At 70.6% G+C, this 23,389-nt stretch carries 21 protein-coding genes and 1 tRNA gene; 10 read left to right on the forward strand and 12 right to left on the reverse strand.

The genetic code is table 11. The features are described from left to right. Window positions 1-7: 7 nt before the first annotated feature. Window positions 8-604: a histidine phosphatase family protein gene (locus tag ACFZBP_RS15390; RefSeq protein ID WP_391413385.1), complete on the forward strand. Its 597-nt coding sequence runs from the start codon at window positions 8-10 to the stop codon at window positions 602-604. Between the two features lie 39 nt (window positions 605-643). Here ACFZBP_RS15390 and ACFZBP_RS15395 read toward each other — a convergent pair whose 3' ends face one another. Beyond that, entirely contained in the window at window positions 644-2,131 is a 1,488-nt protein-coding gene (locus ACFZBP_RS15395; RefSeq protein WP_391413387.1) for a hypothetical protein, read from the reverse strand. A 277-nt stretch (window positions 2,132-2,408) separates the two neighbouring features. Between ACFZBP_RS15395 and ACFZBP_RS15400 the strand changes: the two genes are divergently transcribed. Together ACFZBP_RS15400 and ACFZBP_RS15405 are read left to right on the forward strand one after the other, a co-directional pair. Then, window positions 2,409-2,864: a hypothetical protein gene (locus ACFZBP_RS15400; RefSeq protein ID WP_391413389.1), complete on the forward strand. Its 456-nt coding sequence runs from the start codon at window positions 2,409-2,411 to the stop codon at window positions 2,862-2,864. A 46-nt stretch (window positions 2,865-2,910) separates the two neighbouring features. Further along, window positions 2,911-3,780, forward strand: coding sequence for a spermidine synthase (locus tag ACFZBP_RS15405; RefSeq protein WP_383454638.1), 870 nt, complete (start codon window positions 2,911-2,913; stop codon window positions 3,778-3,780). Between the two features lie 15 nt (window positions 3,781-3,795). Here ACFZBP_RS15405 and ACFZBP_RS15410 read toward each other — a convergent pair whose 3' ends face one another. After that, a complete protein-coding gene (locus ACFZBP_RS15410) occupies window positions 3,796-4,326 on the reverse strand; it encodes a hypothetical protein (RefSeq protein ID WP_383454635.1) in 531 nt (176 codons plus the stop codon). 146 nt (window positions 4,327-4,472) lie between these two features. Between ACFZBP_RS15410 and ACFZBP_RS15415 the strand changes: the two genes are divergently transcribed. The 3 genes from ACFZBP_RS15415 (at window position 4,473) to ACFZBP_RS15425 (ending at window position 8,163) form a co-directional block, all read left to right on the forward strand. Then, entirely contained in the window at window positions 4,473-5,177 is a 705-nt protein-coding gene (locus tag ACFZBP_RS15415) for a response regulator transcription factor (protein ID WP_383454633.1), read from the forward strand. Continuing rightward, complete coding sequence (locus ACFZBP_RS15420) at window positions 5,174-6,577, forward strand: sensor histidine kinase (RefSeq protein WP_383454630.1); 1,404 nt, start codon at window positions 5,174-5,176, stop codon at window positions 6,575-6,577. The genes ACFZBP_RS15415 and ACFZBP_RS15420 overlap by 4 nt, the downstream gene beginning before the upstream one ends. 116 nt (window positions 6,578-6,693) lie before the next feature. Next, window positions 6,694-8,163, forward strand: a complete 1,470-nt coding sequence (locus ACFZBP_RS15425) for a cellulose binding domain-containing protein (RefSeq protein ID WP_391413394.1) — start codon at window positions 6,694-6,696, stop codon at window positions 8,161-8,163. 486 nt (window positions 8,164-8,649) lie between these two features. Here the strand turns inward: ACFZBP_RS15425 and ACFZBP_RS15430 are convergent, their stop codons facing one another. From ACFZBP_RS15430 to ACFZBP_RS15445, 4 genes are all read right to left on the reverse strand, one after another. Next, window positions 8,650-10,068 carry a GH1 family beta-glucosidase gene (locus tag ACFZBP_RS15430; RefSeq protein WP_391414102.1) on the reverse strand — a complete coding sequence of 473 codons (1,419 nt, stop codon included), beginning with the start codon at window positions 10,066-10,068 and terminating at the stop codon, window positions 8,650-8,652. A 134-nt stretch (window positions 10,069-10,202) separates the two neighbouring features. Then, a complete protein-coding gene (locus ACFZBP_RS15435) occupies window positions 10,203-11,105 on the reverse strand; it encodes a carbohydrate ABC transporter permease (protein ID WP_383454625.1) in 903 nt (300 codons plus the stop codon). Beyond that, on the reverse strand, window positions 11,102-12,130 hold the full coding sequence (locus ACFZBP_RS15440) for a carbohydrate ABC transporter permease (protein WP_383454622.1): 1,029 nt from the start codon (window positions 12,128-12,130) through the stop codon (window positions 11,102-11,104). The genes ACFZBP_RS15435 and ACFZBP_RS15440 overlap by 4 nt, the downstream gene beginning before the upstream one ends. Next, a complete protein-coding gene (locus ACFZBP_RS15445; RefSeq protein ID WP_383454619.1) occupies window positions 12,127-13,452 on the reverse strand; it encodes an ABC transporter substrate-binding protein in 1,326 nt (441 codons plus the stop codon). The genes ACFZBP_RS15440 and ACFZBP_RS15445 overlap by 4 nt, the downstream gene beginning before the upstream one ends. Before the next feature lie 372 nt (window positions 13,453-13,824). On the opposite strand from ACFZBP_RS15445, the gene ACFZBP_RS15450 reads away from it, so the two are divergent. Further along, on the forward strand, window positions 13,825-14,880 hold the full coding sequence (locus tag ACFZBP_RS15450; protein ID WP_383454616.1) for a LacI family DNA-binding transcriptional regulator: 1,056 nt from the start codon (window positions 13,825-13,827) through the stop codon (window positions 14,878-14,880). 68 nt (window positions 14,881-14,948) lie between these two features. Here ACFZBP_RS15450 and ACFZBP_RS15455 read toward each other — a convergent pair. From ACFZBP_RS15455 to ACFZBP_RS15470, 4 genes are all read right to left on the reverse strand, one after another. Further along, a tRNA-His gene (locus tag ACFZBP_RS15455) sits at window positions 14,949-15,021 on the reverse strand. Between the two features lie 107 nt (window positions 15,022-15,128). Then, window positions 15,129-15,731, reverse strand: coding sequence for an oligoribonuclease (gene orn / locus ACFZBP_RS15460; RefSeq protein ID WP_391413400.1), 603 nt, complete (start codon window positions 15,729-15,731; stop codon window positions 15,129-15,131). A 156-nt stretch (window positions 15,732-15,887) separates the two neighbouring features. Further along, entirely contained in the window at window positions 15,888-17,111 is a 1,224-nt protein-coding gene (locus tag ACFZBP_RS15465; protein ID WP_383454611.1) for a GlxA family transcriptional regulator, read from the reverse strand. Between the two features lie 377 nt (window positions 17,112-17,488). Further along, on the reverse strand, window positions 17,489-17,803 hold the full coding sequence (locus ACFZBP_RS15470) for a hypothetical protein (RefSeq protein ID WP_062720829.1): 315 nt from the start codon (window positions 17,801-17,803) through the stop codon (window positions 17,489-17,491). Window positions 17,804-18,159: 356 nt separating this feature from the next. On the opposite strand from ACFZBP_RS15470, the gene ACFZBP_RS15475 reads away from it, so the two are divergent. Together ACFZBP_RS15475 and ACFZBP_RS15480 are read left to right on the forward strand one after the other, a co-directional pair. Next, window positions 18,160-18,687, forward strand: a complete 528-nt coding sequence (locus tag ACFZBP_RS15475) for a universal stress protein (RefSeq protein ID WP_062720828.1) — start codon at window positions 18,160-18,162, stop codon at window positions 18,685-18,687. Between the two features lie 116 nt (window positions 18,688-18,803). After that, on the forward strand, window positions 18,804-19,370 hold the full coding sequence (locus ACFZBP_RS15480) for a GPR1/FUN34/YaaH family transporter (RefSeq protein ID WP_383454608.1): 567 nt from the start codon (window positions 18,804-18,806) through the stop codon (window positions 19,368-19,370). A 177-nt stretch (window positions 19,371-19,547) separates the two neighbouring features. On the opposite strand, the gene glmS is transcribed toward ACFZBP_RS15480, so the two are convergent. Together glmS and ACFZBP_RS15490 are read right to left on the reverse strand one after the other, a co-directional pair. Beyond that, window positions 19,548-21,365: a glutamine--fructose-6-phosphate transaminase (isomerizing) gene (glmS, locus tag ACFZBP_RS15485; RefSeq protein WP_391413405.1), complete on the reverse strand. Its 1,818-nt coding sequence runs from the start codon at window positions 21,363-21,365 to the stop codon at window positions 19,548-19,550. Between the two features lie 14 nt (window positions 21,366-21,379). Continuing rightward, the gene (locus ACFZBP_RS15490) at window positions 21,380-21,637 is read right to left on the reverse strand and encodes a hypothetical protein (protein WP_062720825.1); all 258 of its coding nucleotides are present in this window, start codon (window positions 21,635-21,637) and stop codon (window positions 21,380-21,382) included. Between the two features lie 175 nt (window positions 21,638-21,812). On the opposite strand from ACFZBP_RS15490, the gene ACFZBP_RS15495 reads away from it, so the two are divergent. Beyond that, entirely contained in the window at window positions 21,813-23,387 is a 1,575-nt protein-coding gene (locus tag ACFZBP_RS15495; RefSeq protein WP_391413409.1) for a fibronectin type III domain-containing protein, read from the forward strand. The last annotated feature ends 2 nt before the right edge of the window (window positions 23,388-23,389 follow it).

Consider the following 23,389-nt stretch of genomic DNA (forward strand, 5'->3'; position numbering starts at 1 on the left):
TCTCTTCATGGCACCGCGCATCCTGCTGGCCCGGCACGGACAGACGGCCTGGTCGCTGTCCGGCAAGCACACGGGCAGGACCGATGTGCCGCTCCTGGAGGAGGGCCGCCGGGGGGCGAAGCTGCTGGGGGAGCGCCTGCACCGGCCGCCGTACGACGGCCTCGCGGGGGTCGAGATCCGCACCAGCCCGCTGTCACGCGCGCGTGAGACGTGCGAACTGGCCGGCTTCGGTGAACGAGCGCGCACCTGGGACACGCTCATGGAGTGGGACTACGGCGCCTACGAGGGCATGACCCCCGCGGAGATCCAGGCCGTGCGTCCCGGCTGGCTCATCTGGCGCGACGGCGTACCGGAGGGCGAGAGCCTGTGCGAGGTGACGGCCCGGGCCGACGAGGTGGTGGCATGGGCGCGCGAGGCCGACCGTGACGTGCTGGTCTTCGCGCACGGGCACATCCTGCGTTCCATAGGCGCGCGCTGGCTGGGGCTGCCGCTCGACTTCGCGGCACGGATCCGGTTGAACCCGACGTCGCTGTCGGTGCTGGGATGGGCGTACGGCGAACCGGCGATCGAGAGCTGGAACGACCTGGGGCACCTGGCGCCGTAGCCACCGCGAGCGCCGGCCCTGCCGGTCACGCCCTGCCGGTCACGGCTTGCGGGGCACGCTCGCGTGCCGCTCCAGGAACGCCGACACGCCGCTCGCCCGGCGGTGCGGCAGCAGCACCCGGGCCGTGCCCGCCAGCATCGTCTGGACCCGCGACGACTGCACCTGGTCGAGCAGGTCCAGCACTCGCATCCCGGCCGCCGCCGCCTCGTCCGGGCGGCCGCCCCGGGCCAGGTCGTCCGCCAGCTCGGCCGTGTAGAGCGCGATGTTGCGCGTGAAGTGCGGGTCCTGGAGCTGCGCCGCCCGCGCGGCGTGCCGGGCCGCCCGCTGCCAGTTGCCCAGTACCGACCAGCACTGCGCCTCCAGTACCTCCAGCTCGGCCTCCCCGTAGAAGGTCATCCACTCGGGGTCGGCCTCCGAGCCGCCGCGCCCGTAGAGGGCCTGCGCGCGCACGAGGGCCTGTTCGCAGCCGGTGCGGTCGGCGAGCCCGGCCCAGCCGCCCGCCTCGCGCAGCGCCAGCAGCGACATCAGGCGGGAGGAGCCGAGGGGGCGCGCGGCGCGCTGCGCGGCCTGTGCCGCCCGCACCGCCTCACGCGGCCGGCCCGCGTCCCGGGCCAGGAACGACATGTTGCAGAAGGCGTGCGCCTCCAGCGCCGGGTCACCTGCCATCCGGGCCGTCGCCAGCGCCTCCGCGTAGTGCGAGCGGGCGTCGTCGAAGCGGCCCGAGTCGTGCGCCAGCCACCCCACCGAGATGGCCAGTTCACCCGCGCCGGAGTGCAGCCGGTCCCCGATCGCCCGCCGGGTCGTACCGGCGTCGAGCAACTCGTACGCGGCCCGCAGCGGGGCGGCCGCGCGCCGGTAGAGACCGTCGGCGCCGTGCCGGTCGTCGAGCAGCCGGATACGGCGTACCGCCTCCTCGAGCGCGTCCGCCTCGTGTCCTCCGACACGCCGGACGGGACGCTCGACGGCCGCGGCGTCGAAGGCGAGCCCCAGCGGGCTCAGCGAGGCGGCGGCCACTGTGGCGCCCCCGCCGGTCATGAATGCGCGACGCAGCACGTCGCTCTCCTCGTGGATCTCGTGATTCTGGTGGTTCTGGTGGTGCTGTTCCGCAACGTACGGGTCGTGCGGTGCGTGCGGGTCCTTCGGGTCATACGGCTCGTGGCCGCCGCATGTCTCACCGGTGGCGTGCGCCGGGCTCGTGGTGTGCATGAGGGGCGCGTCCTCGTCGGCGAGCGCCCGGCGTCCGCGTACGGACGAGCGGGGCGCGAAGCCCAGGTCGGTGAGCGTGCGGCCGGGGAACATGTGCAGGAACACCCGTTCGTACGCGTAGTTGGGGCAGCGGATCTCGCCGGCCTCGACCCGCCCGACGTAACGCGCGTCACAGCTGACCCGCTCACCGATCTCGCGAGCGGCCCGTCGGACCGCCGCGGCGAACTCGGCCGGCGAGCGCTGTCCGCGCAACTGCCGGAATGCGAGATTCGGCCTCGGTGGCCGGGAGGGCTGGGACGAGGTCAGCTCTGACGACGCCATGGCCGGGTCCTCTCATGCGAACCGTCGAACCATGCCGGAGCGAGGACGAGTTGAACCGGAGGTCCGTACCGGATATCCGTACCGAAAATCCGTGTGGTGCCCTTGCTGTCGGCGGGCATGAACGTACCTGCTGTAGCGGAGCCGCCACGCAGTGTTTGGCTACAAAACGGATATCTCATACGTGATCTGCCATGAACTGCCATCCTTTGCGGCGGACTTCCGCCGTAGCCGTTGACTCGGCGGCGCGTTGAACTCTTCGGACTGCAAAAGGGGTTCCGTGGTGGAGGTCGGGATGGAGACCAGCCAGAGCATCGCTCCGCATACGCCGTCGACAACGGCGGGGCACGCGTCGGCCGCGGACTGCGGCGAGCCGGCAGAGGCGGGCTGCGACGTGGTCACGGTTCCGGCGCGGCAGGGCCTGGAGGCGGTCGACATCCTGCGGCGCGGGGCGGCCGGGGACGCGGTGGGGCCCGTACTGCACGACGACGGCGGCGACACCCTGGGCTTCGTGGTCCCGTCGGGCACCGCGGCCGCCTGGGACGTGCCGGGCAGCACATGTACGGAGACCGACGGCCGCGGACTGAGCCTGAACCTCAACCCCGAGCCGCCCGTCGAGGGCTCGGACTGGCTCCTGCCGCCCGGCGAGGCCGACCTGGCGACGGATCCCGCGGTGCTGCGGGCGGCACTGGGAGAGGCCGCGCGGCTGCTGGAGGCGGCCGACAACTGCCGGTGACGGCGCTGCCCGGGCGGCGCCGCGTGCCGCTTGCGACAATGACCGCATGGGAAAGTCCAGGAACGCCAGGCGCCGGTCGGCCGCGGCCGAGCCGGTCGTCGAGCGCGTCGACGGCGGCCTCGCCGAACTGATACCCGACCCGGACCGCGCCCGGGCCTGGACCCTCCTCATCGACGGGGCCCCTCAGTCGCACGTCGACCTGGACGACCCGGCCCACCTCTCCTTCGAGTACCAGCGGCGCCTCGGGCACGTCATCGACCTCGTCGCCCCGGCGGGCAGACCCCTACGGGCCGTGCACCTCGGCGGTGGCGCCTTCACGCTCGCCCGCTATGTCGCCGCCACCCGGGCCCGGTCCACCCAGCAGGTCGTCGAACGGGACGCCGCCCTCGTCCAACTGGTGCGCAGGCAACTGCCGTTGGACCCGGGCGCCCGGATCAGGGTGCGGTCGACGGACGCCCGGGACGGGCTCGCCAAGGTGCCCGACGGCTGGGCTGACCTCGTCATCGCCGACGTCTTCAGCGGGACCCGGACACCCGCCCATCTGACCTCGACGGAGTTCCTCGACGACGTCCGCAGGGCCCTCGCGCCGGGCGGTGTGTACGCCGCCAACCTCGCCGACGGGCCGCCGCTCGCGCATCTGCGCGGCCAGATCGCCACCGCCGCCGACCGGTTCGCGGAGCTCGCCCTGGTCGCCGACCCGGCCGTACTGCGCGGCAAGCGCTTCGGCAACGCCGTCCTCGTCGCCTCCGACCGCCCGCTGCCGGTCGCCGAACTGACCCGCAGCGCCGCCTCCGACCCGCACCCCGCGCGCGTGGAGCACGGCAAGTCGCTCACCGACTTCACCGGTGGCGCCCTGCCCGTGACCGACCTCGCGGCGGTGGCCTCCCCGGCCCCGCCCCCCTCGGTGTTCCGATGACGGTGTTCCGGTGACTCAGTAGTCCCCGATCTCCACCCGCGGCGGTCCGTCGTGCCAGGTGCAGAACACCGACACGCGGTCCGCGCCGGCGCCGAACTCCACCCGGATCCACGTCTGCGTCTTCCACACCTGCATCGACCAGCCCGCACCCGGCGTGGCCGAGACGAGGGACGCGTCGCTCGTGCCGATGTCGAAGACCACCCGGCCGCCGTCGGTGTCATAGCTCTTGACCTGACCGGACGTGGCGGGGGAGGGGCTGCTGCTCTTCGGCGGTGCCGTCGAGGGGGCCGGGGTGCGGGGCGTCGCGGTCGGCTTCGGCGCGGGGCTCGCGGAGTTCGACGGACCCTTCGACGGGGTCGGCCGGTTCGTGGACGACGCCAGCGGCTTCGACTCCTGCGTCGTCGCGTCGGCCGCCGTGATGGGCAGGGCGCGAGGGCGGTCGTACACCGTGCCCGCCATCACCGTGTGGACACCCCACCACGACAGCGTGACCGCCGCGCCCGTGGCGAGCGACCAAGCCAGTACGTGTACGAGTCCTCTGCGCATCGCGGGCCATACTGCCTCACGCGTCCCGAGCGTGTCGCGCCGTTGTGCGCGGGCGTGGAGTTGCCCACACGGCTCCCGTTGTCCACAGATGGTGAGTTGTCCACAGGCCCGGACCGGGGTCGGGCGCATGGCGTACGGTGCCGCGCATGGCAAGTGTGCTCGTGGTCGAGGACGACCAGTTCGTACGCTCGGCGCTCATCCGGCACCTGACCGACGCCGCCCACACGGTGCGCAGCGTCGGTACGGCACTGGAGGCGCTGCGCGAGGTCGCCCATTTCCGTTTCGACGTGGTGATCCTGGACCTCGGTCTGCCCGATCTGGACGGCTCCGAGGCCCTGAAGATGCTGCGCGGGATCACGGACGTACCGGTGATCATCGCGACGGCACGGGACGACGAGACGGAGATCGTCCGGCTGTTGAACGCCGGGGCGGACGACTATCTGACCAAGCCGTTCTCGGTGGAGCACCTGTCGGCCCGGATGGCCGCCGTGCTGCGCCGGGCCCGGTCGGGCAGCGCCGAGGCCGCGCCGTCGAGTGTGCTGCGCGTCGGCGGTCTGACCGTCGATCCGCTGCGCCGCCAGGCCGAGTTGGACGGGGCCGGCCTGGACCTGACCCGCCGCGAGTTCGACCTGCTCGCGTTCCTGGCCGGCCGGCCCGGGGTCGTCGTACCGCGCAAGGAACTGCTCGCCGAGGTGTGGCAGCAGTCGTACGGCGACGACCAGACCATCGACGTCCATCTGTCCTGGCTGCGCCGCAAACTGGGTGAGACCGCCGCCAACCCCCGCTATCTGCACACCCTGCGGGGCGTCGGCGTGAAGCTGGAACCACCCGTGGGGGAGCCGCCGCGATGAGGTGGGCACTGGTCAAGGTCTGTCTGGCGGTCACCACCATGGTCGTGGTCGCCTTCGCCGTCCCGCTCGGACTCGTCATCCGGGAGATGGCCCGCGACCGCGCCTTCTCCAACGCCGAGCGGGAGGCCGCGGCTGTCGCCCCCGCGCTGTCCATCACCACCGACCGGGACCAGCTCGAGCGGGTCGTCGCCTCGGCCGGATCGGACCAGGGCATGGCCGTGCACATACCGGCCTCCGGTGACGCGGCCGCCGTCGACCTCGGCCGCCGCCGCGCCGCGGCCGACGACATCGCGACCGTACGGCGGCTTGGCCGCGCCTCGACCAGCGAGGTGCCCGGCGGCTCCACGCTGCTCCAGCCGGTCGCGCTGAGCTCCGGCGAGATCGCCGTCGTCGAGGTGTACGTCCCCGACGCGGACGTCACCAACGGCCTCGCCACGGCCTGGGCGGTGCTCGCCGGGGTCGGCCTCGCGCTGATCGTCGGATCGGTCGCGGTCGCGGACCGGCTGGGCGTACGGATGGTGCGGCCCGCGCAGCGCCTGGTCGAGGGCGCGCACGAGCTGGGGGAGGGCAAGCTGGGCGCCCGGGTGCCCGAGGAGGGGCCGAACGAACTGCGGCTGGCGGCGGTCGCGTTCAACTCGATGGCCGACCAGGTGGTGCAACTCCTGGCGAACGAACGGGAGCTGGCGGCCGACCTGTCCCATCGCCTGCGTACTCCGCTGACGGTGCTGCGGCTGAACGCGGCCTCGCTCGGGGACGGTCCGGCCGCCGAGCAGACCCGGGCCGCCGTCGCCCAGCTGGAGGGCGAGGTCGACAAGATCATCCGTACCGCGCGGGAGGCCAAGCCGCAGACGGTGGCGGCCGGTCCGGGTGCCGGGTGCGACGCGGCAGAGGTGGTGCGTGAGCGCATGGCGTTCTGGTCGGCGCTCGCGGAGGACGAGGGCCGCAAGGTGCGGGTGGCCGGGGTGGAGCGGCCGGTGCGGATACCCGTGGCCCGGGCGGATCTGGCGGCCGCGCTGGACGCCCTGCTCGGCAACGTCTTCCGGCACACGGCCGAGGGCACGGCGTTCGCGGTCGACGTGCACAACGGCGAGGACGCGGTGATCGTGCTGGTCTCGGACGCGGGGCCCGGCATCGCCGACCCCGAGGCGGCTATGGCGCGCGGGCGGGGCTCGGGCAGCGCGGGCTCGACCGGGCTCGGCCTGGACATCGTGCGGCGGCTCGCGGAGTCGACCGGCGGGGACGTACGGATCGGGTCGTCGGTGCTGGGCGGGACCGAGGTGCGGATCTGGATCCAGTTGGACGGACGGGCGCCCGTGCGCCGGGGCCACAGAGGGGCGGTCCGAAGACGCCGACCCGGCAAATTGGTCTCGACCTTTAACCGTCCCCGATCCCTTCCTTAAGCGCACCCTAAGGTCCGCAACACCGGTCTGGATCAGGGCTTTTGTCCGATTCGAGATCGCTAGCGTGCTGCCGCACCCCACCCCCGGGAACCCTCGTGAGCGAAGGCAGGCACGTGATGAGTACGCACCGGCGCAAGGTCAGCGGCAGGAACAAGGCGATCGGCGGTCTCGTCGCCGCGGCCGTGGTCGGCGGCGGCGCGATCCTGTTCACGGGTACCGCCCAGGCGGCCGGGATCGGAGCGGCGTACACGAAGACCAGTGACTGGTCGACGGGTTACACCGCGCAGTACGTCGTCACGAACAACAGCGGCCAGGCGAAGCAGGACTGGACGCTGGAGTTCGACCTGCCGGCGGGCACGAAGCTGAGCTCGCTGTGGAACGCCGAGTCGAAGGTGAGCGGGCAGCACGTCACCGTCACGCCGGCGAAGTGGGACCGGGACGGGCTCGCGGCCGGCGAGTCGGTGACCGTCGGCTTCGTGGTCAACGGCACGGGCGCCCCGGCGGCCTGTCTGATCGACGACGCCAAGTGCTCCACGGACGACAGCGCGACACCCGAACCGAGCGGCCGCCCCACGTCCACCGGATCCGCCACGCCGACACCGAAGCCGACCTCCACGCCCACAAGCAGCACACCTCCGACCGCGACGCCCACCGCCAAGCCCTCGGAGACCCTCGGCACCGGCACCGGAGCCGCGGCCGGCTTCGCCCCCTACATCGACACCTCTCTCTACCCGGCGTTCGACATGGCGGCGAGCGCCGAGGCGACGGGTGTGAAGAACTACAACCTCGCCTTCGTCACCGACGGTGGCGGCTGCACCCCCAAGTGGGGCGGAGTCACCGATCTCGGCGCCGACGCGGTGGCCGCGCAGATCGGCGACCTGCGCGCCAAGGGCGGCGACGTCCGTGTCTCCTTCGGCGGCGCGGCCGGCAGCGAACTGGCGACGACCTGCTCCTCGGCCGACGCGCTGGCGGCGGCGTACGGCAAGGCCGTGGACGCGTACAAGCTGACCAAGGTCGACTTCGACGTCGAGGGCGGCGCCCTGCCGGACAAGGCGGCCAACACCCGCCGCGCCCAAGCCATAGCGAAGCTCCAGCAGCGGCACCCGGACCTGGACGTCTCCTACACCCTCCCCGTCATGCCGGAGGGCCTGACCCAGCCCGGCGTCGACCTCCTCGCCGACGCCAAGCGGAACGGCGTGAAGATCGGCGCCGTCAACATCATGGCGATGGACTACGGCCCCGCGTACAGCGGCGACATGGGCACCTACGCCGAACAGGCGGCCACCGCCACCCAGGCCCAGGTCAAGAGCGTCCTCGGCCTCTCCGACAGCGCGGCCTGGAAGACGGTCGCCGTCACCCCGATGATCGGCGTCAATGACGTCACCACCGAGATCTTCAAGGTCGACGACGCCACCCAACTGGTGAAGTTCGCCCAGTCCAAGGGCCTCGGCTGGCTGTCGATGTGGTCGGCGACCCGCGACAAGCAGTGCGCGGGCGGCGAGAAGCCGGCGGCGGACGCGACATGCAGCTCGGTGCTGCAGGAGAAGTTCGCGTTCTCGAAGGCGTTCGCGGCGTACGGCAAGTAGCGCCGGGCCGCCCACGGGCATCCATGACACGGGGGTCGCGCGCCCCGGCCGGTCTTCCCCCCCCATCCGGCCGGGGCGTGTGGGCTGCGCGGTCACCAGGCGTTCGACAACCCGAGTGTGACGGTGACTTGTGCTATCTGAGCTCCGTGGCACAAGGGGAAAGCGTGATCGAACTGGCCGACATGATCCGCGAGTTGAGGCACCCGTAGCTGTCCACCACTTCTTCTCCCCCCCCGCCCTGCGGACCCGACCTCCCGCACGCGAGGGCCCTCCTGGCCGAGGCACTCACCACCGAAGGCTGGCACCACGCGATCCCGACCCTGGCCGTCCTCGATGCCGACGCCGTCCTCGCGGTAGGGGACGTCGTCCTCGCCCACCTCGGCATCCTGGACTGACGACGCCGTCGAAGCGACGCCCACCGGCGTTCGCTCACCGCCGGGGCGCGGCACGCCCCTCCCCGTGTCGCGCCCCGCTCCCGGCCGTCCGCTAAAGCCCCGTCTCCACCGCCGGCAAGGTCCCCGTCCGAGCCGCCTTGCCGTACCAGTACGCACTCGACTTCGGCGTCCGCTCCAGCGTCGAGTAGTCGACGTACACCGCCCCGAACCGCTTCCCGTAGCCGTACGCCCACTCGAAGTTGTCCATCAGGGACCACAGGTAGTAGCCACGGACGTCGGCGCCGTCGGTGATGGCGCGGCGGACGGCGGAGAGGTGGCCGTGCAGGTAGGCGATGCGCTCGGGGTCGTGGACGCGGCCGTCGGGGTCCGGCTTGTCGTCGTAGGCCGCGCCGTTCTCGGTGATGTAGAGCGGCAGACCGGGCGCCTCCCGGGAGTAGCGCATGATCAGGTCGTGCAGGCCGGTCGGGTCGATCGTCCAGCCCATCTCGGTGCGCTCACCCGGGGTCTGATGGAACGTCACGTCGTCGGCGCACGGCCACGGCGAGTGCTCGCTCGCCCCGTGCCCGTCCGCCCTCGGCCCGCTGGCCTCGGTTTCCGCCGCCGAGACCAGCGCCGGGGTGTAGTAGTTCAGCCCCAGGGCGTCCAGCGGCTGGTTGATCGCCGCCAGGTCGCCGTCCAGGACGTACGACCAGTCCGTCACCAGCTCCGTCGCCGCGTACAGCGACTCCGGGTACACGCCGTGCAGGATCGGGCCGTGGAAGACGCCGTTGGCCAGGTCGTCGATCTTCCGGGTCGCCGCCAGGTCCGCCGGGTCCTGCGAAAGCGGCCGTACCACGGATGAGTTGAGACTGAGCGCCACCGAGTTGCGGGCCGGCATCACCGAGCGCAGGGCCGTGGTGCCCAGGCCGTGCGCCAGGTTGAGGTGGTGGGCCGCCCGCAGCGAGGCCGCCGGTTCCGTACGGCCGGGCGCGTGCACCCCCGAGCCGTAGCCCAGGAACGCGCTGCACCACGGCTCGTTGAGCGTGATCCACTGCTCCACTCGGTCGCCGAGCGCCTCACCGACGATCTGCGCGTACTCGGCGAACCGGTACGCCGTCTCGCGCTCCGGCCAGCCGCCCGCGTCCTCCAGCTCCTGCGGCAGGTCCCAGTGGTAGAGGGTGACGGCGGGCTTGATGCCCTTCGCCAGCAGCTCGTCCACCAGCCGGCGGTAGAAGTCCAGGCCCCGCTGCACGGCCGGACCGCGGCCCGTCGGCTGGACACGCGACCAGGAGATCGAGAAGCGGTACGCGCCCAGGCCGAGGTCGGCCATCAGCGCCACGTCGTCGCGGTAGCGGTGGTAGTGGTCGACAGCGATGTCACCGTGCTCGCCGCCGGCCGTTTTACCCGGCGTATGGCTGAAGGTGTCCCAGATCGACGGGGTACGGCCGTCCTCCCGCACCGCCCCCTCGATCTGGTAGGCGGACGTCGCCGCGCCCCAGAGGAAGGCGGGGGGAAAGGACACGGAGGACATGGGTTCAGGCATGGAAGCGCTCCCATATGAGGTCGTGGAGACCGACGGGGTAGGAGGGGGGAGGTGGTGCGGGGGCCGAGGCGGCGGTGACCCGGCCCCCGGGAGTCGTATGGCCGAAGCGGGGCGGGCGCGGGTCAGCCCTTGACCGCGCCCTGCATGATGCCGCCGACGATCTGCTTGCCGAACAGCAGGAAGGCGATCAGCAGCGGCAACGTGCCGAGCAGGGCGCCCGCCATGATCACCGCCTGGTCGGGGACATAGCCGGTGCCGAGGGAGTTGAGGGCGACCTGGACGGTCGGGTTCTCCTGGTTCAGGGCGATGATCGGCCACAGGAAGTCGTTCCAGGCGAACACGAAGGTCAGCAGGCCGAGGACGGCCATCGCCGGCCGCGCCGCCGGGAACACCACGTGCCAGACGACGCGCAGACTGCTCGCGCCGTCCACCCGCGCCGCCTCGATCAGCTCGGTCGGCAGCGCCTGGAGCAGGTACTGCCGCATGAAGAACGTACCGAAGGCCGTGCACAGCGTCGGCAGGATGACCGTCTGGAGCTGGTTCGACCAGCCGAGGTCCGCCATCCACAGATACAGCGGTACGACCGCCAGCTGCGGCGGGATCATCATCGTGCCGATCGTCAGCATCAGCAGCAGACCGGAGAACCGGAACCGCAGCTTGGCGAAGGCGAAGCCGGCGAGGGTGGCGAACACCACGGTGCTGATGGTGATCGTGGCCGCGACGAACGTGGTGTTGACCATCGCGGTGCCGAGCCCGCCCTCCTCCCACGCCCGCTCCATGTTCTTGAACAGGTTCCCGCCGAACCACAGCGGCGGAGGGGTCTCCGCGAGCCGCCGGTCGGTGCGCGAGGCCGCGATCGCCGTCCACACCAGCGGGGCCAGCGACACCAGCGCGAACACGGTCAGGACGACGTAGGTGAGCGGACCGGCGTGCAGCTGCTTGCCGGCGCCCATCACCCGGGGCCGTTCGCGCCGGGTCTTCGCGGGCTGCGTGGACTGAGGGGTCGTCAGTTCGGTCGCGGTCATTGGGACTTCCTCAGCCGTCGGGACACCAGCAGTTGGATCACGGCGACGATCAGCAGGATCAGGAACATCGACCAGGCGATGGCGGAGGCCTTGCCGAGGTTGCCGATGATCCAGCCCTGGTCGTACATGTACAGACCGAGCGTCTGGTACTGGTGCTCGGAGCCGCCCTTCGAACCGGACACCCCGCCGAACAGCAGCGGCTCACCGAAGAGCTGGGTCGCGCCGATCGTGGAGACGACCACCGTGAACAGGATCGTCGGCCGCAGCTGCGGGATCGTCACGTGCAGGAACTGCTGCCAGCGGTTGGCGCCGTCGATCGCCGCCGACTCGTAGAGGTCGGCCGGGATCGCCTGCATCGCCGCCAGGTAGATCAGCGCGTTGTAGCCCGTCCAGCGCCAGATCACGATCGAGGAGACCGCGAACTGCGAACCCCAGTCGGACTCGCGCCAGTTCACCGGGTCGATCCCGACGAACTCCAGCAGCCAGTTGATCATGCCGCCGTCCCACGAGTACAGCAGCACGAACACCAGCGTCGCCGCCGCCACCGAGGTGGCGTACGGGGTGAGCATCACGACCCGCCACACGGTCGAGCCGCGCAGCTTGTAGTTGAGCAGATGCGCCAGGCCGATCGCCATCAGCAGCTGTGGCACCGTGGAGATCACACCGATGGTGAACGTGTTCCACAGCGCGTTCCAGAAGAAGTCCGAGGACAGCAGGTTCTGGTAGTTGTCCAGGCCGGTCCAGGTCTGCCCGTCCAGGTTGGACAACTGCACGTTGTGCAGCGAGTACCAGGCCGTGTAGAGCAGCGGGACCAGCGAAAACGCCCCGAAGACGATGAAGAAGGGGGCGATGAACGCGTACGGCGACGCCTTCATGTCCCAGCGGTACAGCCGGCTGCGCCAGGAGTCCTTGCCCGGCGGGGGTGTACCGCGACCCTGAGCGCGGCCGGCCGCGCCCGGCTGGTCACCGGGCGCGGCGTCGGCGCTCGACGCGGGATGCGCGAGAGCCTGCTTGGGGCTGGTCACTGGCCGAGCACGTCCTTGATCTCCTCGGACGCCGCGTCCCAGCCCTCGTCAGGGCTCTTGCCCTTCTGCTCGACCTGCAGGATGCCGATGTCGGTCAGCGCGGTGTTGATCGCCTGGTCCTTGATCCCGAAGTACTGCGACGGGATGGTCTTCGCCGAGTCGGAGAAGATCTGCGTGATCGGCGCGTTCGAGAAGTACTCGGTGGTGGCGGCCGCCGGCTTCAGGGTCGAGTACGCCGAAGGGGTCGACGGGAAGCTCGCCTGCTTGGCGAACACCTTCGCCTGCTGCTCGGGCGCGGTCAGCCACTTCGCCAGCGCGATGGCCTCCTTCTGGTGCTTGCCCGAGGTCGGTACGCCGATGAAGGAGCCGCCCCAGTTGGCCGCGGTCGGCGCCGCCGCCACGTCCCACTGGCCCTTGCCGGACTCACCGGACTTCTCCAGGATGTAGCCGATCATCCAGGCCGGGCAGGCCACCGTGGCGAAGGTACCGTTCGCGTACCCCTGGTCCCACGGCTTGTCGAACTGCTTCAGCTTCGCCGACATGTCGCTGGTCGCCACGTCCATGGCGACGTCCCAGGCGTTCTTGACGCCCTGCGACTTGTCCCAGTCGACGGTGCCGTCGTCCTTGTAGTAGCGCTGGTCCGCGCCGCCGAGGGCCGCGTTGTAGACCGAGGACGCCGAGTCCACGAACTTGGTGCCGCTCGGCGCCTTCTTCATGTACTGCTTGCCCAGGTCGACGTACTTGCCCCAGTCGCCCTTCCACTGCTCGGCGAGCTTGGTGCGGTCGGTCTCCAGACCGGCCTTCTCGAACAGGTCCTTGCGGTAGCAGATCGCCATCGGGCCGACGTCGGTGCCGAGCCCGATCAGCTTGCCGTCCTTGGTGGTGGCCTGGGCGTTCTTCCAGTCCAGCCACTGCGACTTGTCGACCTCCTTGCCGAGGTCCACGAACTTGTCGGCCTGTGTCTCCACGGCCTCGGTGATGTTCATGACCTCGATGGCCTGGATGTCGTCGGCACCGGAGCCGGCCTGGAGCCGGGTGAGGACCTTCGGCCAGTAGACGTCGGTACGGGTGGTGACGTTCTCCTTGATGGTGATGTCGGGGTTGAGCTTCATGTACTCGTCGTAGAGGCCGGCCTGCTTGTAGCCGAAGGTGCCGAAGGTGCCGACCGTGAGGGTGGTCTTGCCACCGCCGCCGTTGCCACCGCCCTCGTTCGAAGAGCCGTCGTCCGAGTCCTCGGCGCAGCCGGCGAGCAGCCCTGTCGTCAGCGCGGCCGCGGCCGCGAGGGCCATCAGCCGGCGGGACCCGCGGGTACTCGTGCGCATTGGTTCCTCCTGTTGCCTGACCTGCCGACCCCCCGGCCAACTGCACTTGCTGGGCCCGTTCATTGTTCACGCTGCGGCTCGGGCGGGGAACGTGCGGGATGTGTATGTGTCAGGTACTGTGGGAGCGCTCCCACAAGTGATGTGTTGAAGGTTCGTCGGTCCGGGCGGGGGTGTCAAGGGTGGGGGAGCGGAGTTCTGTGTTCAGTTATCGGGCCGTTAACTGGACCCATCCGCTCCCGTCCGGCGGCGGAGGACGGGGCCGTTCGGGCTGGGCGGGGGTCCGGGGCGCCGGCCACCGGGGGCGGCCACCTCATCGGCGGGGCTGTTAAATTCCAGGCCAGCGTAAGGACTACGGCGGGAAAGGCGGGGCCCATGGCAACCCACGGAACGCGGGGCCGTAGCGGCGGTCGGCCCACCCTCGAAGAGGTGGCGGCCCGTGCAGGCGTGGGCCGGGGCACCGTCTCCCGCGTGATCAACGGCTCGCCCCGGGTCAGCGACGCTACCCGCGCGGCGGTGGAGGCGGCGGTCGCCGAACTCGGCTACGTCCCCAACACCGCGGCCCGCGCCCTGGCGGCGAACCGCACGGACGCCATCGCGCTGGTCGTACCCGAACCGGAGACACGGTTCTTCGCGGAACCCTACTTCTCGGACATTCTGAAGGGTGTGGGCGCCGAACTCGCCGACACCGAGATGCAACTGCTGCTGATCTTCGCGGGCAGCGACAAGGAACGCCGGCGCCTCGCCCAGTACCTGGCCGCCCACCGCGTCGACGGTGTCCTGCTGGTCTCGGTGCACGCCGACGACCCGCTGCCCGACCTGCTGTCCCAGCTGGAGATCCCGGCGGTGATCAGCGGCCCGCGCTCCGCCGCGGAGAGCCTGACCTCGGTCGACTCGGACAACTACGGCGGCGCCCGCTCGGCCGTCGAGCACCTGATGTCCCGCGGCCGCACGAGGATCGCCCACATCACCGGCCGCCCTGACGTCTACGGCGCCCAGCGCCGCGTCGACGGCTACCGCGACGCCCTGCGCGACGCGGGCCACCCCGTGGACGACCTGCTGATCGAGCCGGGCGACTTCACGGAGGAGGGCGGCCGCCGCGCGATGCAGTCCCTGCTCTCCCGCTGCCCCGACCTCGACGCGGTGTTCGCGGCCTCGGACGTCACCGCGGCCGGCGCCCGCCAGGTCCTGCGTGAGGCGGGCCGCCGTATCCCCGACGACGTGGCGTTGGTCGGCTACGACGACTCCGCCATCGCCCGCCACATGGACCCGCCCCTCACCAGCGTCCGCCAGCCCATCGAGGAGATGGGCCGCCGGATGATCGACCTGCTCCTCACCGAGATCGCGGACCGCCGTCCGGCGATGTCGCGGGGACTTGAGCGGGCGCAGATGGTGCTGGCCACGGAGTTGGTGACGCGGGCTTCGTCGTGAGCGAGCGGAGGCGCGGAAAAAGCTTCAGCCGGTGACTTCGTTTCCGAAGTCACCGGCTGAAGACCGAGGGTGAGTGACGGGACTCGAACCCGCGGCATCCTGGACCACAACCAGGTGCTCTACCAGCTGAGCTACACCCACCATGACCGGCTTTGGGTTTCCCCGACCGGCCGAGAAAAAGTGTACAGGGTCCGAAGGGGTGCTCGCGCACAGATTCCGCGGCGCCCCCCGCAGCACCCCTCACATCCCTACTGAGCAGGCAGAACGTGCTTCGCGGCGATCGCCTTCGCGGTGTCCGAGTCCGGGCCGGGCTGCGGTACGAACACGGCCTCGCGGTAGTAGCGCAGTTCGGCGATGGACTCGCGGATGTCGGCGAGGGCGCGGTGGTTGCCGTTCTTCTCCGGGCTGTTGAAGTAGGCCCGCGGGTACCAGCGCCGGGCGAGCTCCTTGATCGAGGAGACGTCGACGATCCGGTAGTGGAGGTAGTCCTCCAGCGTCGGCATGTCGCGCAGCAGGAAGCCGCGGTCGGTGCCCACGGAGTTGCCGCACAGCGGGGCCTTGCCGGGTTCCTTCACGTGCTCGCGCACATACGCGAGGACCTGTTCCTCGGCGTCCGCCAAGGTCGTGCCGCCGGCCAGTTCCTCGAGGAGGCCGGACGCGGTGTGCATCTGACGCACCACCTCCGGCATCGTCTCCAGCGCCGAGTCCGGCGGGCGGATGACGATGTCCACGCCCTCGCCGAGGACGTTCAGCTCGGAGTCGGTGACGAGGGCGGCAACCTCGATGAGCGCGTCGTCGGACAGCGAGAGGCCGGTCATCTCGCAGTCGATCCACACCATGCGATCGTTCATGCGAACACCCTACGGCTGAGGTCCGCTTTTAGGGTGCCCGGTGTCGCAGGCGGCGTACCAGAGGGCTGCCGCCCCCTGGACCCCCGCGATCGGCCCTTCGGGCCTCGTCCTCAAAACGCCGGGCGGGCTGGAATGCGCCCGCCCGGCGTCAGAGGGTCACGCGCCGCTGCGCTGGCCCGGCAGGGTCGCCCGGCCTCCGACATACAGCTCGCGTCCGTTGTCCGAGGGCCCGGGGCCCACGGATGCCGGGGTGCGGCGGGTCTGGAGCGGGACCGGGCCGCCCTCCGCGTACGGGCTGGGCGGTGGGCCCTGCTGGACGGTGGGGCCCGTCGGGGGCTCCGCGTCCGTCGACCGGTCGGCCTGCGGGCGGCGGGCACGGTACGCCGCCCGGTACGCGGCCGGGGACGAGCCGAGCTGGCGGCGGAAGTGGCCGCGCAGCGCCACCGGCGAGCGGAAGCCGCAGCGTCCGGCCACCTCGTCCACCGAGTAGTCCGACGTCTCCAGCAGCCGCTGCGCCTGAAGCACCCGCTGGGTGATCAGCCACTGAAGCGGGGCGCTGCCCGTCAGTGAGCGGAAGCGGCGGTCGAAGGTGCGGCGGCTCATGTACGCGCGGGCCGCCAGCGTCTCGACGTCGAACTGCTCGTGCAGATGCTCCAGCGCCCAGGCGACGACCTCGGCGAGCGGGTCGGCGCCGATCTCCTCGGGTAAAGACCGATCGAGATAGCGCTCCTGACCGCCGGAGCGGCGCGGCGGGACCACCAGACGGCGGGCGAGCGCTCCGGCCGCCTCGTTGCCGTGGTCCGTCCGCACGATGTGGAGACAGAGATCGATTCCGGCCGCGGTGCCGGCCGACGTCAGCACGTCGCCGTCGTCGACGAACAGCTCGCGTGGATCCACGTGCACCGACGGATAGCGCTTGGCCAGCGTCGGTGCGTACATCCAGTGTGTCGTCGCGGGACGGCCGTCCAGCAGGCCCGCCGCGGCGAGGACGAAGGCGCCGGTGCACAGCCCGACTATGCGGGCGCCTTCCTCGTGCGCCCGGCGCAGCGCGTCGAGCGCTTCCTCGGGCGGCGGCGAGGTGATCGAACGCCAGGCCGGCACGACGACCGTGCCCGCCCGTGAGATCGCCTCCAGGCCATGCGGCGCCGAGAGTTCCAGGCCACCTGTGGTCCGCAGGGGGCCTTCCTCACCGCCGCACACCAACAGGCGGTAGCGCGGTACGCCGGCGTCCTGGCGGTCTATCCCGAACACCGACAGCGGTATGGAACTCTCGAAGATGGGGCCGCCGCTGAACAGCAGCACCGCGACGATCTCCTTGCGGCGTCGCCCGGAAAGCTTCCGGGCCGCGGCTTCCGGCGCGGCAGTGGAGTCGTGGCTCATACTGCTAAGCCCCCCTCGGTGGTCGCGGCTCCTCGGTTGTGTCGCTCCTGCACGTTTCCCCTCGGTCCTGCACGAGTCCCCCGCCGTAGACAGTCAAGATCGAATCTACTGTGTCGCGCCGCGCCTCAGTGGCCGGTTCACCACTCGGCACATTGTCGACTTGGCAACTTGGCGTGAAGCATTCGATCACGAAGCGTTGCACTCCCGGGCCGTGCAGGGAAGTGCGCCTTGTCGCAGTGGCCAATCCACGTAGGGTGCGCAGACCCCCTGAGGCCCTTTCCGTGCAGGTGGAACGGGGGTTGGGGGGTGTTCTGGGTGGGGGATGCCTGCGCGCCAGAAGTTGGCTGAAAACTGGCGTGCCGGGGTGTGAAAACCGGTCAGCCGACCGGTGTATTTCCCCCGGTGTGACGTCCGCCTCGGTGGGCCCCGGTTCCGGTCCGGTGATGGCGGCCGCGACGCCGGGGTGACGGACCGGCCTCCCCGGCCTTGATCCGCGCCGCGCCGCGCTCCGACTGGCGCAGCAGCAGCCGGCACACGGCCGTCACGGCCGCCAGGCCAAGGGCCGTGCCCGTGGCGCCGGCCAGCGAGGTGCCGTACCAGAGGAGCACCACCGGGACCAGGACGCAGCTGAAGGCCGCCCAGCGCACCACATCGGTGGCGCTGTCCTCGGAGGGCGTGCTGGGTCCTGACATGCGTACGTGCTCCCTGGGCTGCCTGGGCGGTGGCTCAGGGAGATCAACGCGGGTCCGCGCGGTCGGTCACTGGTACGCGCGGGTAGGCGACCGTCCGGCGGCGGAGGAAGTTGAACCCTGTGCAAACCGCCTGTACACCGCAGCAACCATTGCGTTACGGGCGCACCCTCGTGCATGCTCCCTGGAACCCGCACCGACCGTGAGCGGGGATCTGGGCTAAGGAGGCGTGCCGCCGTACCCTTGGGGTATGGGGTTGGGAAGACCATTCCCGGACACAGCTCCGCCGCACTTGCTGGATCCGTCAGCGAGCTCCGCTCGCGGGCCCACCCATAAAGGATCAATACGCCGAGACAGCCATGGCCGGTCACGAATTCTTCGAACCAGCGGACCGCAAGCGGCCGGTAGCCGACCCCACGGCGTCCGAGCCCCTGGCGGCGGAACAGTCACGCCATTCCTGCGATCCCGCCTTCAAGCACGGCGTCGTCGTCGGTTTCGACGGCTCCACCTCCAGTGAGCGCGCCCTCGCGTACGCCATCGGAATGGCTCATCGCTCCGGGTCGGGCCTGATCATCGTCCACGTCGCCAACCGGCTGCCCACCACGGTGTGGGCCGGCTGCGAGCCGCCGGTCTTCGTCGACGTACCGGACCACCGCACCGAGGTGCTCGGCCTCGAACTCGCGTGCGCCGACTACCTCGCCGAGGTGCCCTGGATCCTCGTCGAGCGCGGCGGTGACATCTGCCACGAGCTCGAAGAGGTCGGACAGGAGTACGAGGCGGACGCGATCGTCGTCGGCTCCACGCACGGGATCGTCGGGCGGATCTTCGGCTCCGTCGCGGGGCGGCTCGCCAAGCGGGCCAAGCGTCCCGTCGTTGTCATTCCGTAACTCGCCGTTCTCCCAGGTGAGATGTGCAAATCTACTCGCGCGTAGAGGTGTTTGTGCTCTTGTGAAGGGCATATATCGCTCACCGCACAACTGCACATGCATGAAGGGAGCCCGCCGTGGACAACGACGTCTCTGCGGGAAGCGGAATCACCACCGTGGTCGGCCGACTCGCCCTGGGAATCACCCTGTTGGCCTTCGGGCTGGGGTACACCGAAGTGATCGACGGAGTGTCAGCTGCTGACGCCGTATCAATCGCCCAGTACGTGGGCGGCATTGCCCTCTTCGTCGCCGGGCTGATGGCCCTGCGGGACCGTGACGCCGCGAACGGCACCGCGTTCGTGACGCTGGGCGCCCTGTGGTTCACGTGGGCGATATCCGCTGACGCGGGTGTCTCCGACAATGCGGCGGGGTTGTTCCTGCTGCTGTTCGCCCTTGTGGCGCTGTCTCTCACGCTGGCGGGCGGGGATCAGCTCGGGCAGGGGGCGTACGGGTTGTTCTTCGTCGCCCTGGTGCTCATGGCTGTCGCCGAGTTCGCCGGCGGTGACGGGCTCGCCAAGGTGGGGGGCTGGTTCGCCGTTGGTGCGGGGGCTGTGGCCTGGTATGCGGCCACCGCGGCTCTGGCGCACTGGCCGACCGCGCTTCCGCGGCGGGCTGCTGGGCGAGGTGTGACGGCCACCGGGTAGCTGCCGCCGGCTGGGGGTTGGGCGGCCCCCGGCGATGGAAGACGGACCCCCCGTGAGTGGTGGCATCACGTGGGGGTCCGTCTCTGTTTCGTTGGCCTCTGCAGGCCGGTGGGGGCTTGTCGCGCAGTTCCCCGCGCCCCTGGTGGGAAGGCTGGCGCGCCCTTGAGAGGCGGGCTGCTACTCCACCGTTACCGACTTTGCGAGGTTCCTGGGCTTGTCGATGTCCCTGCCCAGGGCCAAGGCCGTGTGGTACGCCAGGAGTTGCAGGGGGATGCCCATCAGGATGGGGTCGAGTTCGTCCTCGTTCTTGGGGACGACGATCGTCTGGTCGGCCTTTTCCTGGGGCTGGTGGGCCACCGCGAGGATCTTGCCGCTGCGGGCCTTGATCTCCTCCATGGCGGCGCGGTTCTTCTCCAGGAGGTCGTCGTCGGGGACGATGGCGACCGTGGGGAGGGCGGGCTCGATGAGGGCCAGGGGGCCGTGCTTGAGCTCGGAGGCGGGGTAGGCCTCGGCGTGGATGTAGGAGACCTCCTTGAGCTTCAGGGAGGCCTCGCGGGCGACCGGGTAGCCCCGGACGCGGCCGATGAAGAGCATCGAGCGGGCGTCGGCGTACTCCTGGGCCAGCTTCTTGATCTCCTCCTCCTCCTCCAGCATCTCGGCGATCTGGGCGGGCAGCTTGCGCAGGCCCTCGATGATGCGCTTGCCGTCGCGGACCGAGAGGTCGCGGGTGCGGCCCAGGTGGAGGGCGAGGAGCGCGAAGGCGACCGTCGTGTTGGTGAAGCACTTCGTCGAGACGACGCAGACCTCGGGTCCTGCGTGGACGTAGATGCCGCCGTCGGCCTCGCGGGCGATCGCCGAGCCGACGACGTTGACGACGCCGAGGACCCGCGCGCCCTTGCGCTTCAGCTCCTGGACGGCCGCGAGGACGTCGTACGTCTCGCCGGACTGGGAGACGGCGATGTAGAGGGTGTCGGGGTCGACGACCGCGTTGCGGTAGCGGAACTCGGAGGCCGGCTCTGCGTCCGCGGGGATACGGGCCAGCTCCTCGATCATCTGGGCGCCGATCATGCCCGCGTGGTACGAGGTGCCGCAGCCGAGGATCTTCACCCGGCGGATCTGGCGGGCCTCGCGGGCGTCCAGGTTGAGGCCGCCGAGGTGCACGGTGGAGAAGCGGTCGTCGATGCGGCCGCGCAGCACGCGGTCCACGGCGTCGGCCTGCTCGTGGATCTCCTTGTGCATGTAGGTGTCGTGGCCGCCCATGTCGTAGGAGGCGGCCTCCCACTCGACCGTGGTGGGCTCGGCCGTGGTGCGGGTGCCCTCCGTGGTGTAGGTGCGGAAGTCGTCGGCCTTGAGGGTGGCCATCTCGCCGTCGTCCAGCGTCACTATCTGACGCGTGTGGGCGACCAGGGCCGCGATGTCCGAGGCGACGAACATCTCCTTCTCGCCGATGCCGAGGACGACCGGGGAGCCGTTGCGGGCGACGACGATGCGGTCCGGGAAGTCGGCGTGCAGGACGGCGATGCCGTACGTGCCCTCGATCACGCGCAGCGTCTCGCGGACCCTGTCCTCGAGCTTCTCCGCCTGCGAGCGGGCGATGAGGTGGACGAGGACCTCGGTGTCGGTCTCGGAGAGGAACTCGACGCCGTCCGCCTCCAGCTTGCGGCGCAGGTCGGCGGCGTTGTCGATGATGCCGTTGTGGACGACGGCGACCTTGCCCTCGGCGTCCAGGTGCGGGTGGGCGTTCACGTCGGACGGGGCGCCGTGGGTGGCCCAGCGGGTGTGGGCGATGCCGGTGGTGCCCTTGAAGCGCGCCGGGACCTTGGCCTCCAGGTCACGGACCCGGCCCTTGGCCTTGACCATCTTCAGGGCGGGCGCCTTCGGGGAGGAGACGACCACGCCGGCCGAGTCGTAGCCGCGGTACTCCAGGCGCTGCAGGCCCTCCAGGAGCAGGGGCGCTACGTCACGCTTCCCGATGTATCCGACGATTCCGCACATATATATAGGTATCCCTAGCCGTAGACGATCCGGCGCAGCTGGCGGAGCGTGAGCTCCGGCGGTGCCACCGTCCGGTATTTCAGGTCCGCCTCGATCCGTTCGAAGATCGTCGCGTTCACCAGGCCCTGGGCCTGGAGTTCGCGGTGGCGGCGACGGACGAACTCCTCGGTCGTCTCGTCGAAGTAGGCGAGCACGTCCTGGATCACCCGGGTCGCCTCGCCCCTGCTGAGGGGCGTGCTGCGGGTCAGATGATCAACGAGGTCGTCGTGCACTCGGTAGATCCTGGGGTATCGGGGACGGCTTCGCAAGAATCCTGCCCGATTTCGGGCAAGAGGGTGTCAGGGGGCTTTGGGAGAGTTATGGAACGCCCATGGGTGTTCGTTGGGCGGTTGTTCCGCGGGGGGATGTGTGCACCGGCCAGTTTGTGGCGTCATGGACATTCCTCGCATGGGTGTACCCCAGCAGCTGGCCGAGCGCATGAGCATGGCCGAACAGCACGAGTACCTGCGCACCAGGTTCTCCCGGCGCACGATGATCAGAGGCGGCGCCGTCACGCTCGGCGCCGTCGCGGGTGGCGCGTTCGTGCCGGGCGCCACCGCCCGGGCCGCCACCACCCAGGCCGTTCCGACACAGACGGCCCCGCGCACCGAGACCGTCGACGGCGCGCTCGTCGCCCCCTTCGGCCGCCACCTCGCCTACGGCAACGACCCGCGCACCGAGATGACCGTCTCGTGGCAGGTCCCGGTCGCCGTGAGGAAGCCGTTCATCCGGATCGGCGCCCACCCCTGGGACCTCTCCCGCAAGATCGAGGCCGAGGTCCGCACCCTCCACACCCCGGCCGGCGTCGGTGCCAGCGCCGACCACACGCAGTACTACGTCCACGCCAAGCTGACCCACCTGCGCCCCGGCCGGACGTACTACTACGGCGTCGGCCACCAGGGCTTCGACCCCGCCGAGCCGCACCTGCTGGGCACCCTCGGCACCTTCACCACCGCCCCCGCCCACAAGGCGCCCTTCACCTTCACCGCCTTCGGCGACCAGGGCGTCAGCTACCACGGCCTCGCCAACGACAGCCTGCTGCTCGGCCAGAACCCGGCCTTCCATCTGCACGCGGGCGACATCGCCTACGCCGACCCGTCCGGCGCCGGCAAGACCGCCGACACCGGCTTCGACTCGCGGGTGTGGGACCAGTTCCTCGCCCAGACCGAGTCGGTCGCCAAGTCCGTGCCGTGGATGGTCAGTTACGGCAACCACGACATGGAGGCCTGGTACTCGCCCAACGGCTACGGCGGCCAGGAGGCCCGCTTCACGCTCCCCGACAACGGGCCGGACAAGAAGCACCTGCCCGGCGTCTACTCCTTCGTCTACGGCAACACGGCGATCATCTCGCTGGACCCGAACGACGTGTCCTTCGAGATCCCGGCCAACCTCGGCCTCTCCGGCGGCACCCAGACCACATGGTTCGAGGCGCAGCTGAAGAGGTACCGGGCCGCGCACGACATCGACTTCGTCATCGTGTTCTTCCACCACTGCGCCTACTGCACCTCCACCGCGCACGCCTCGGAGGGGGGTGTGCGCCAGGAGTGGGTGCCGCTGTTCGAGAAGTACCAGGTGGACCTCGTCATCAACGGCCACAACCACCAGTACGAGCGGACGGACGTGATCAAGAGGAACGAGGTCACCAAGAAGCTGCCGATCGGCGGCACGGCGTACCCCGAGACCGACGGCGTGGTCTACGTGACCGCGGGCGCCGCGGGCCGCAGCCTGTACGCGTTCACCGCGCCCGACTCCTACGAGGGCCACGAGCACGAGCAGGACTCCGTGGCGTCGTTCGTCAACCTCAAGGGCGGCAAGCAGAACGAGACCGTCGCCTGGTCGCGCGTGCGCTACCTGAACTACTCGTTCCTGCGCGTGGACGTGCACCCCGCCCCGCGCGGCCGCCACGCCACCCTGAAGGTGCAGGGCATCGCCGAGACCGGTGAGCGCATCGACCACTTCACGGTCGCCCGCAGGGCCAAGTGAGC

Origin of the sequence: Streptomyces sp. NPDC008086 (assembly GCF_042957325.1) — a bacterium.
GTDB lineage: Bacteria > Actinomycetota > Actinomycetes > Streptomycetales > Streptomycetaceae > Streptomyces.

Excerpts from the sequence above, each read along its gene's own strand:
- ACFZBP_RS15410 (WP_383454635.1), bottom strand. The coding sequence starts at position 4,326 with ATGCGCAGAGGACTCGTACACGTACTGGCTTGGTCGCTCGCCACGGGC.
- ACFZBP_RS15450 (WP_383454616.1), top strand. The coding sequence starts at position 13,825 with ATGGCAACCCACGGAACGCGGGGCCGTAGCGGCGGTCGGCCCACCCTC.
- ACFZBP_RS15465 (WP_383454611.1), bottom strand. The coding sequence starts at position 17,111 with ATGAGCCACGACTCCACTGCCGCGCCGGAAGCCGCGGCCCGGAAGCTT.
- ACFZBP_RS15435 (WP_383454625.1), bottom strand. The coding sequence starts at position 11,105 with ATGACCGCGACCGAACTGACGACCCCTCAGTCCACGCAGCCCGCGAAG.
- ACFZBP_RS15445 (WP_383454619.1), bottom strand. The coding sequence starts at position 13,452 with ATGCGCACGAGTACCCGCGGGTCCCGCCGGCTGATGGCCCTCGCGGCC.
- ACFZBP_RS15495 (WP_391413409.1), top strand. The coding sequence starts at position 21,813 with ATGGGTGTACCCCAGCAGCTGGCCGAGCGCATGAGCATGGCCGAACAG.
- ACFZBP_RS15390 (WP_391413385.1), top strand. The coding sequence starts at position 8 with ATGGCACCGCGCATCCTGCTGGCCCGGCACGGACAGACGGCCTGGTCG.
- ACFZBP_RS15430 (WP_391414102.1), bottom strand. The coding sequence starts at position 10,068 with ATGTCCTCCGTGTCCTTTCCCCCCGCCTTCCTCTGGGGCGCGGCGACG.
- ACFZBP_RS15470 (WP_062720829.1), bottom strand. The coding sequence starts at position 17,803 with ATGTCAGGACCCAGCACGCCCTCCGAGGACAGCGCCACCGATGTGGTG.
- ACFZBP_RS15420 (WP_383454630.1), top strand. The coding sequence starts at position 5,174 with ATGAGGTGGGCACTGGTCAAGGTCTGTCTGGCGGTCACCACCATGGTC.
- ACFZBP_RS15405 (WP_383454638.1), top strand. The coding sequence starts at position 2,911 with ATGGGAAAGTCCAGGAACGCCAGGCGCCGGTCGGCCGCGGCCGAGCCG.
- orn (WP_391413400.1), bottom strand. The coding sequence starts at position 15,731 with ATGAACGATCGCATGGTGTGGATCGACTGCGAGATGACCGGCCTCTCG.
- ACFZBP_RS15425 (WP_391413394.1), top strand. The coding sequence starts at position 6,694 with ATGAGTACGCACCGGCGCAAGGTCAGCGGCAGGAACAAGGCGATCGGC.
- glmS (WP_391413405.1), bottom strand. The coding sequence starts at position 21,365 with ATGTGCGGAATCGTCGGATACATCGGGAAGCGTGACGTAGCGCCCCTG.
- ACFZBP_RS15475 (WP_062720828.1), top strand. The coding sequence starts at position 18,160 with ATGGCCGGTCACGAATTCTTCGAACCAGCGGACCGCAAGCGGCCGGTA.
- ACFZBP_RS15415 (WP_383454633.1), top strand. The coding sequence starts at position 4,473 with ATGGCAAGTGTGCTCGTGGTCGAGGACGACCAGTTCGTACGCTCGGCG.
- ACFZBP_RS15395 (WP_391413387.1), bottom strand. The coding sequence starts at position 2,131 with ATGGCGTCGTCAGAGCTGACCTCGTCCCAGCCCTCCCGGCCACCGAGG.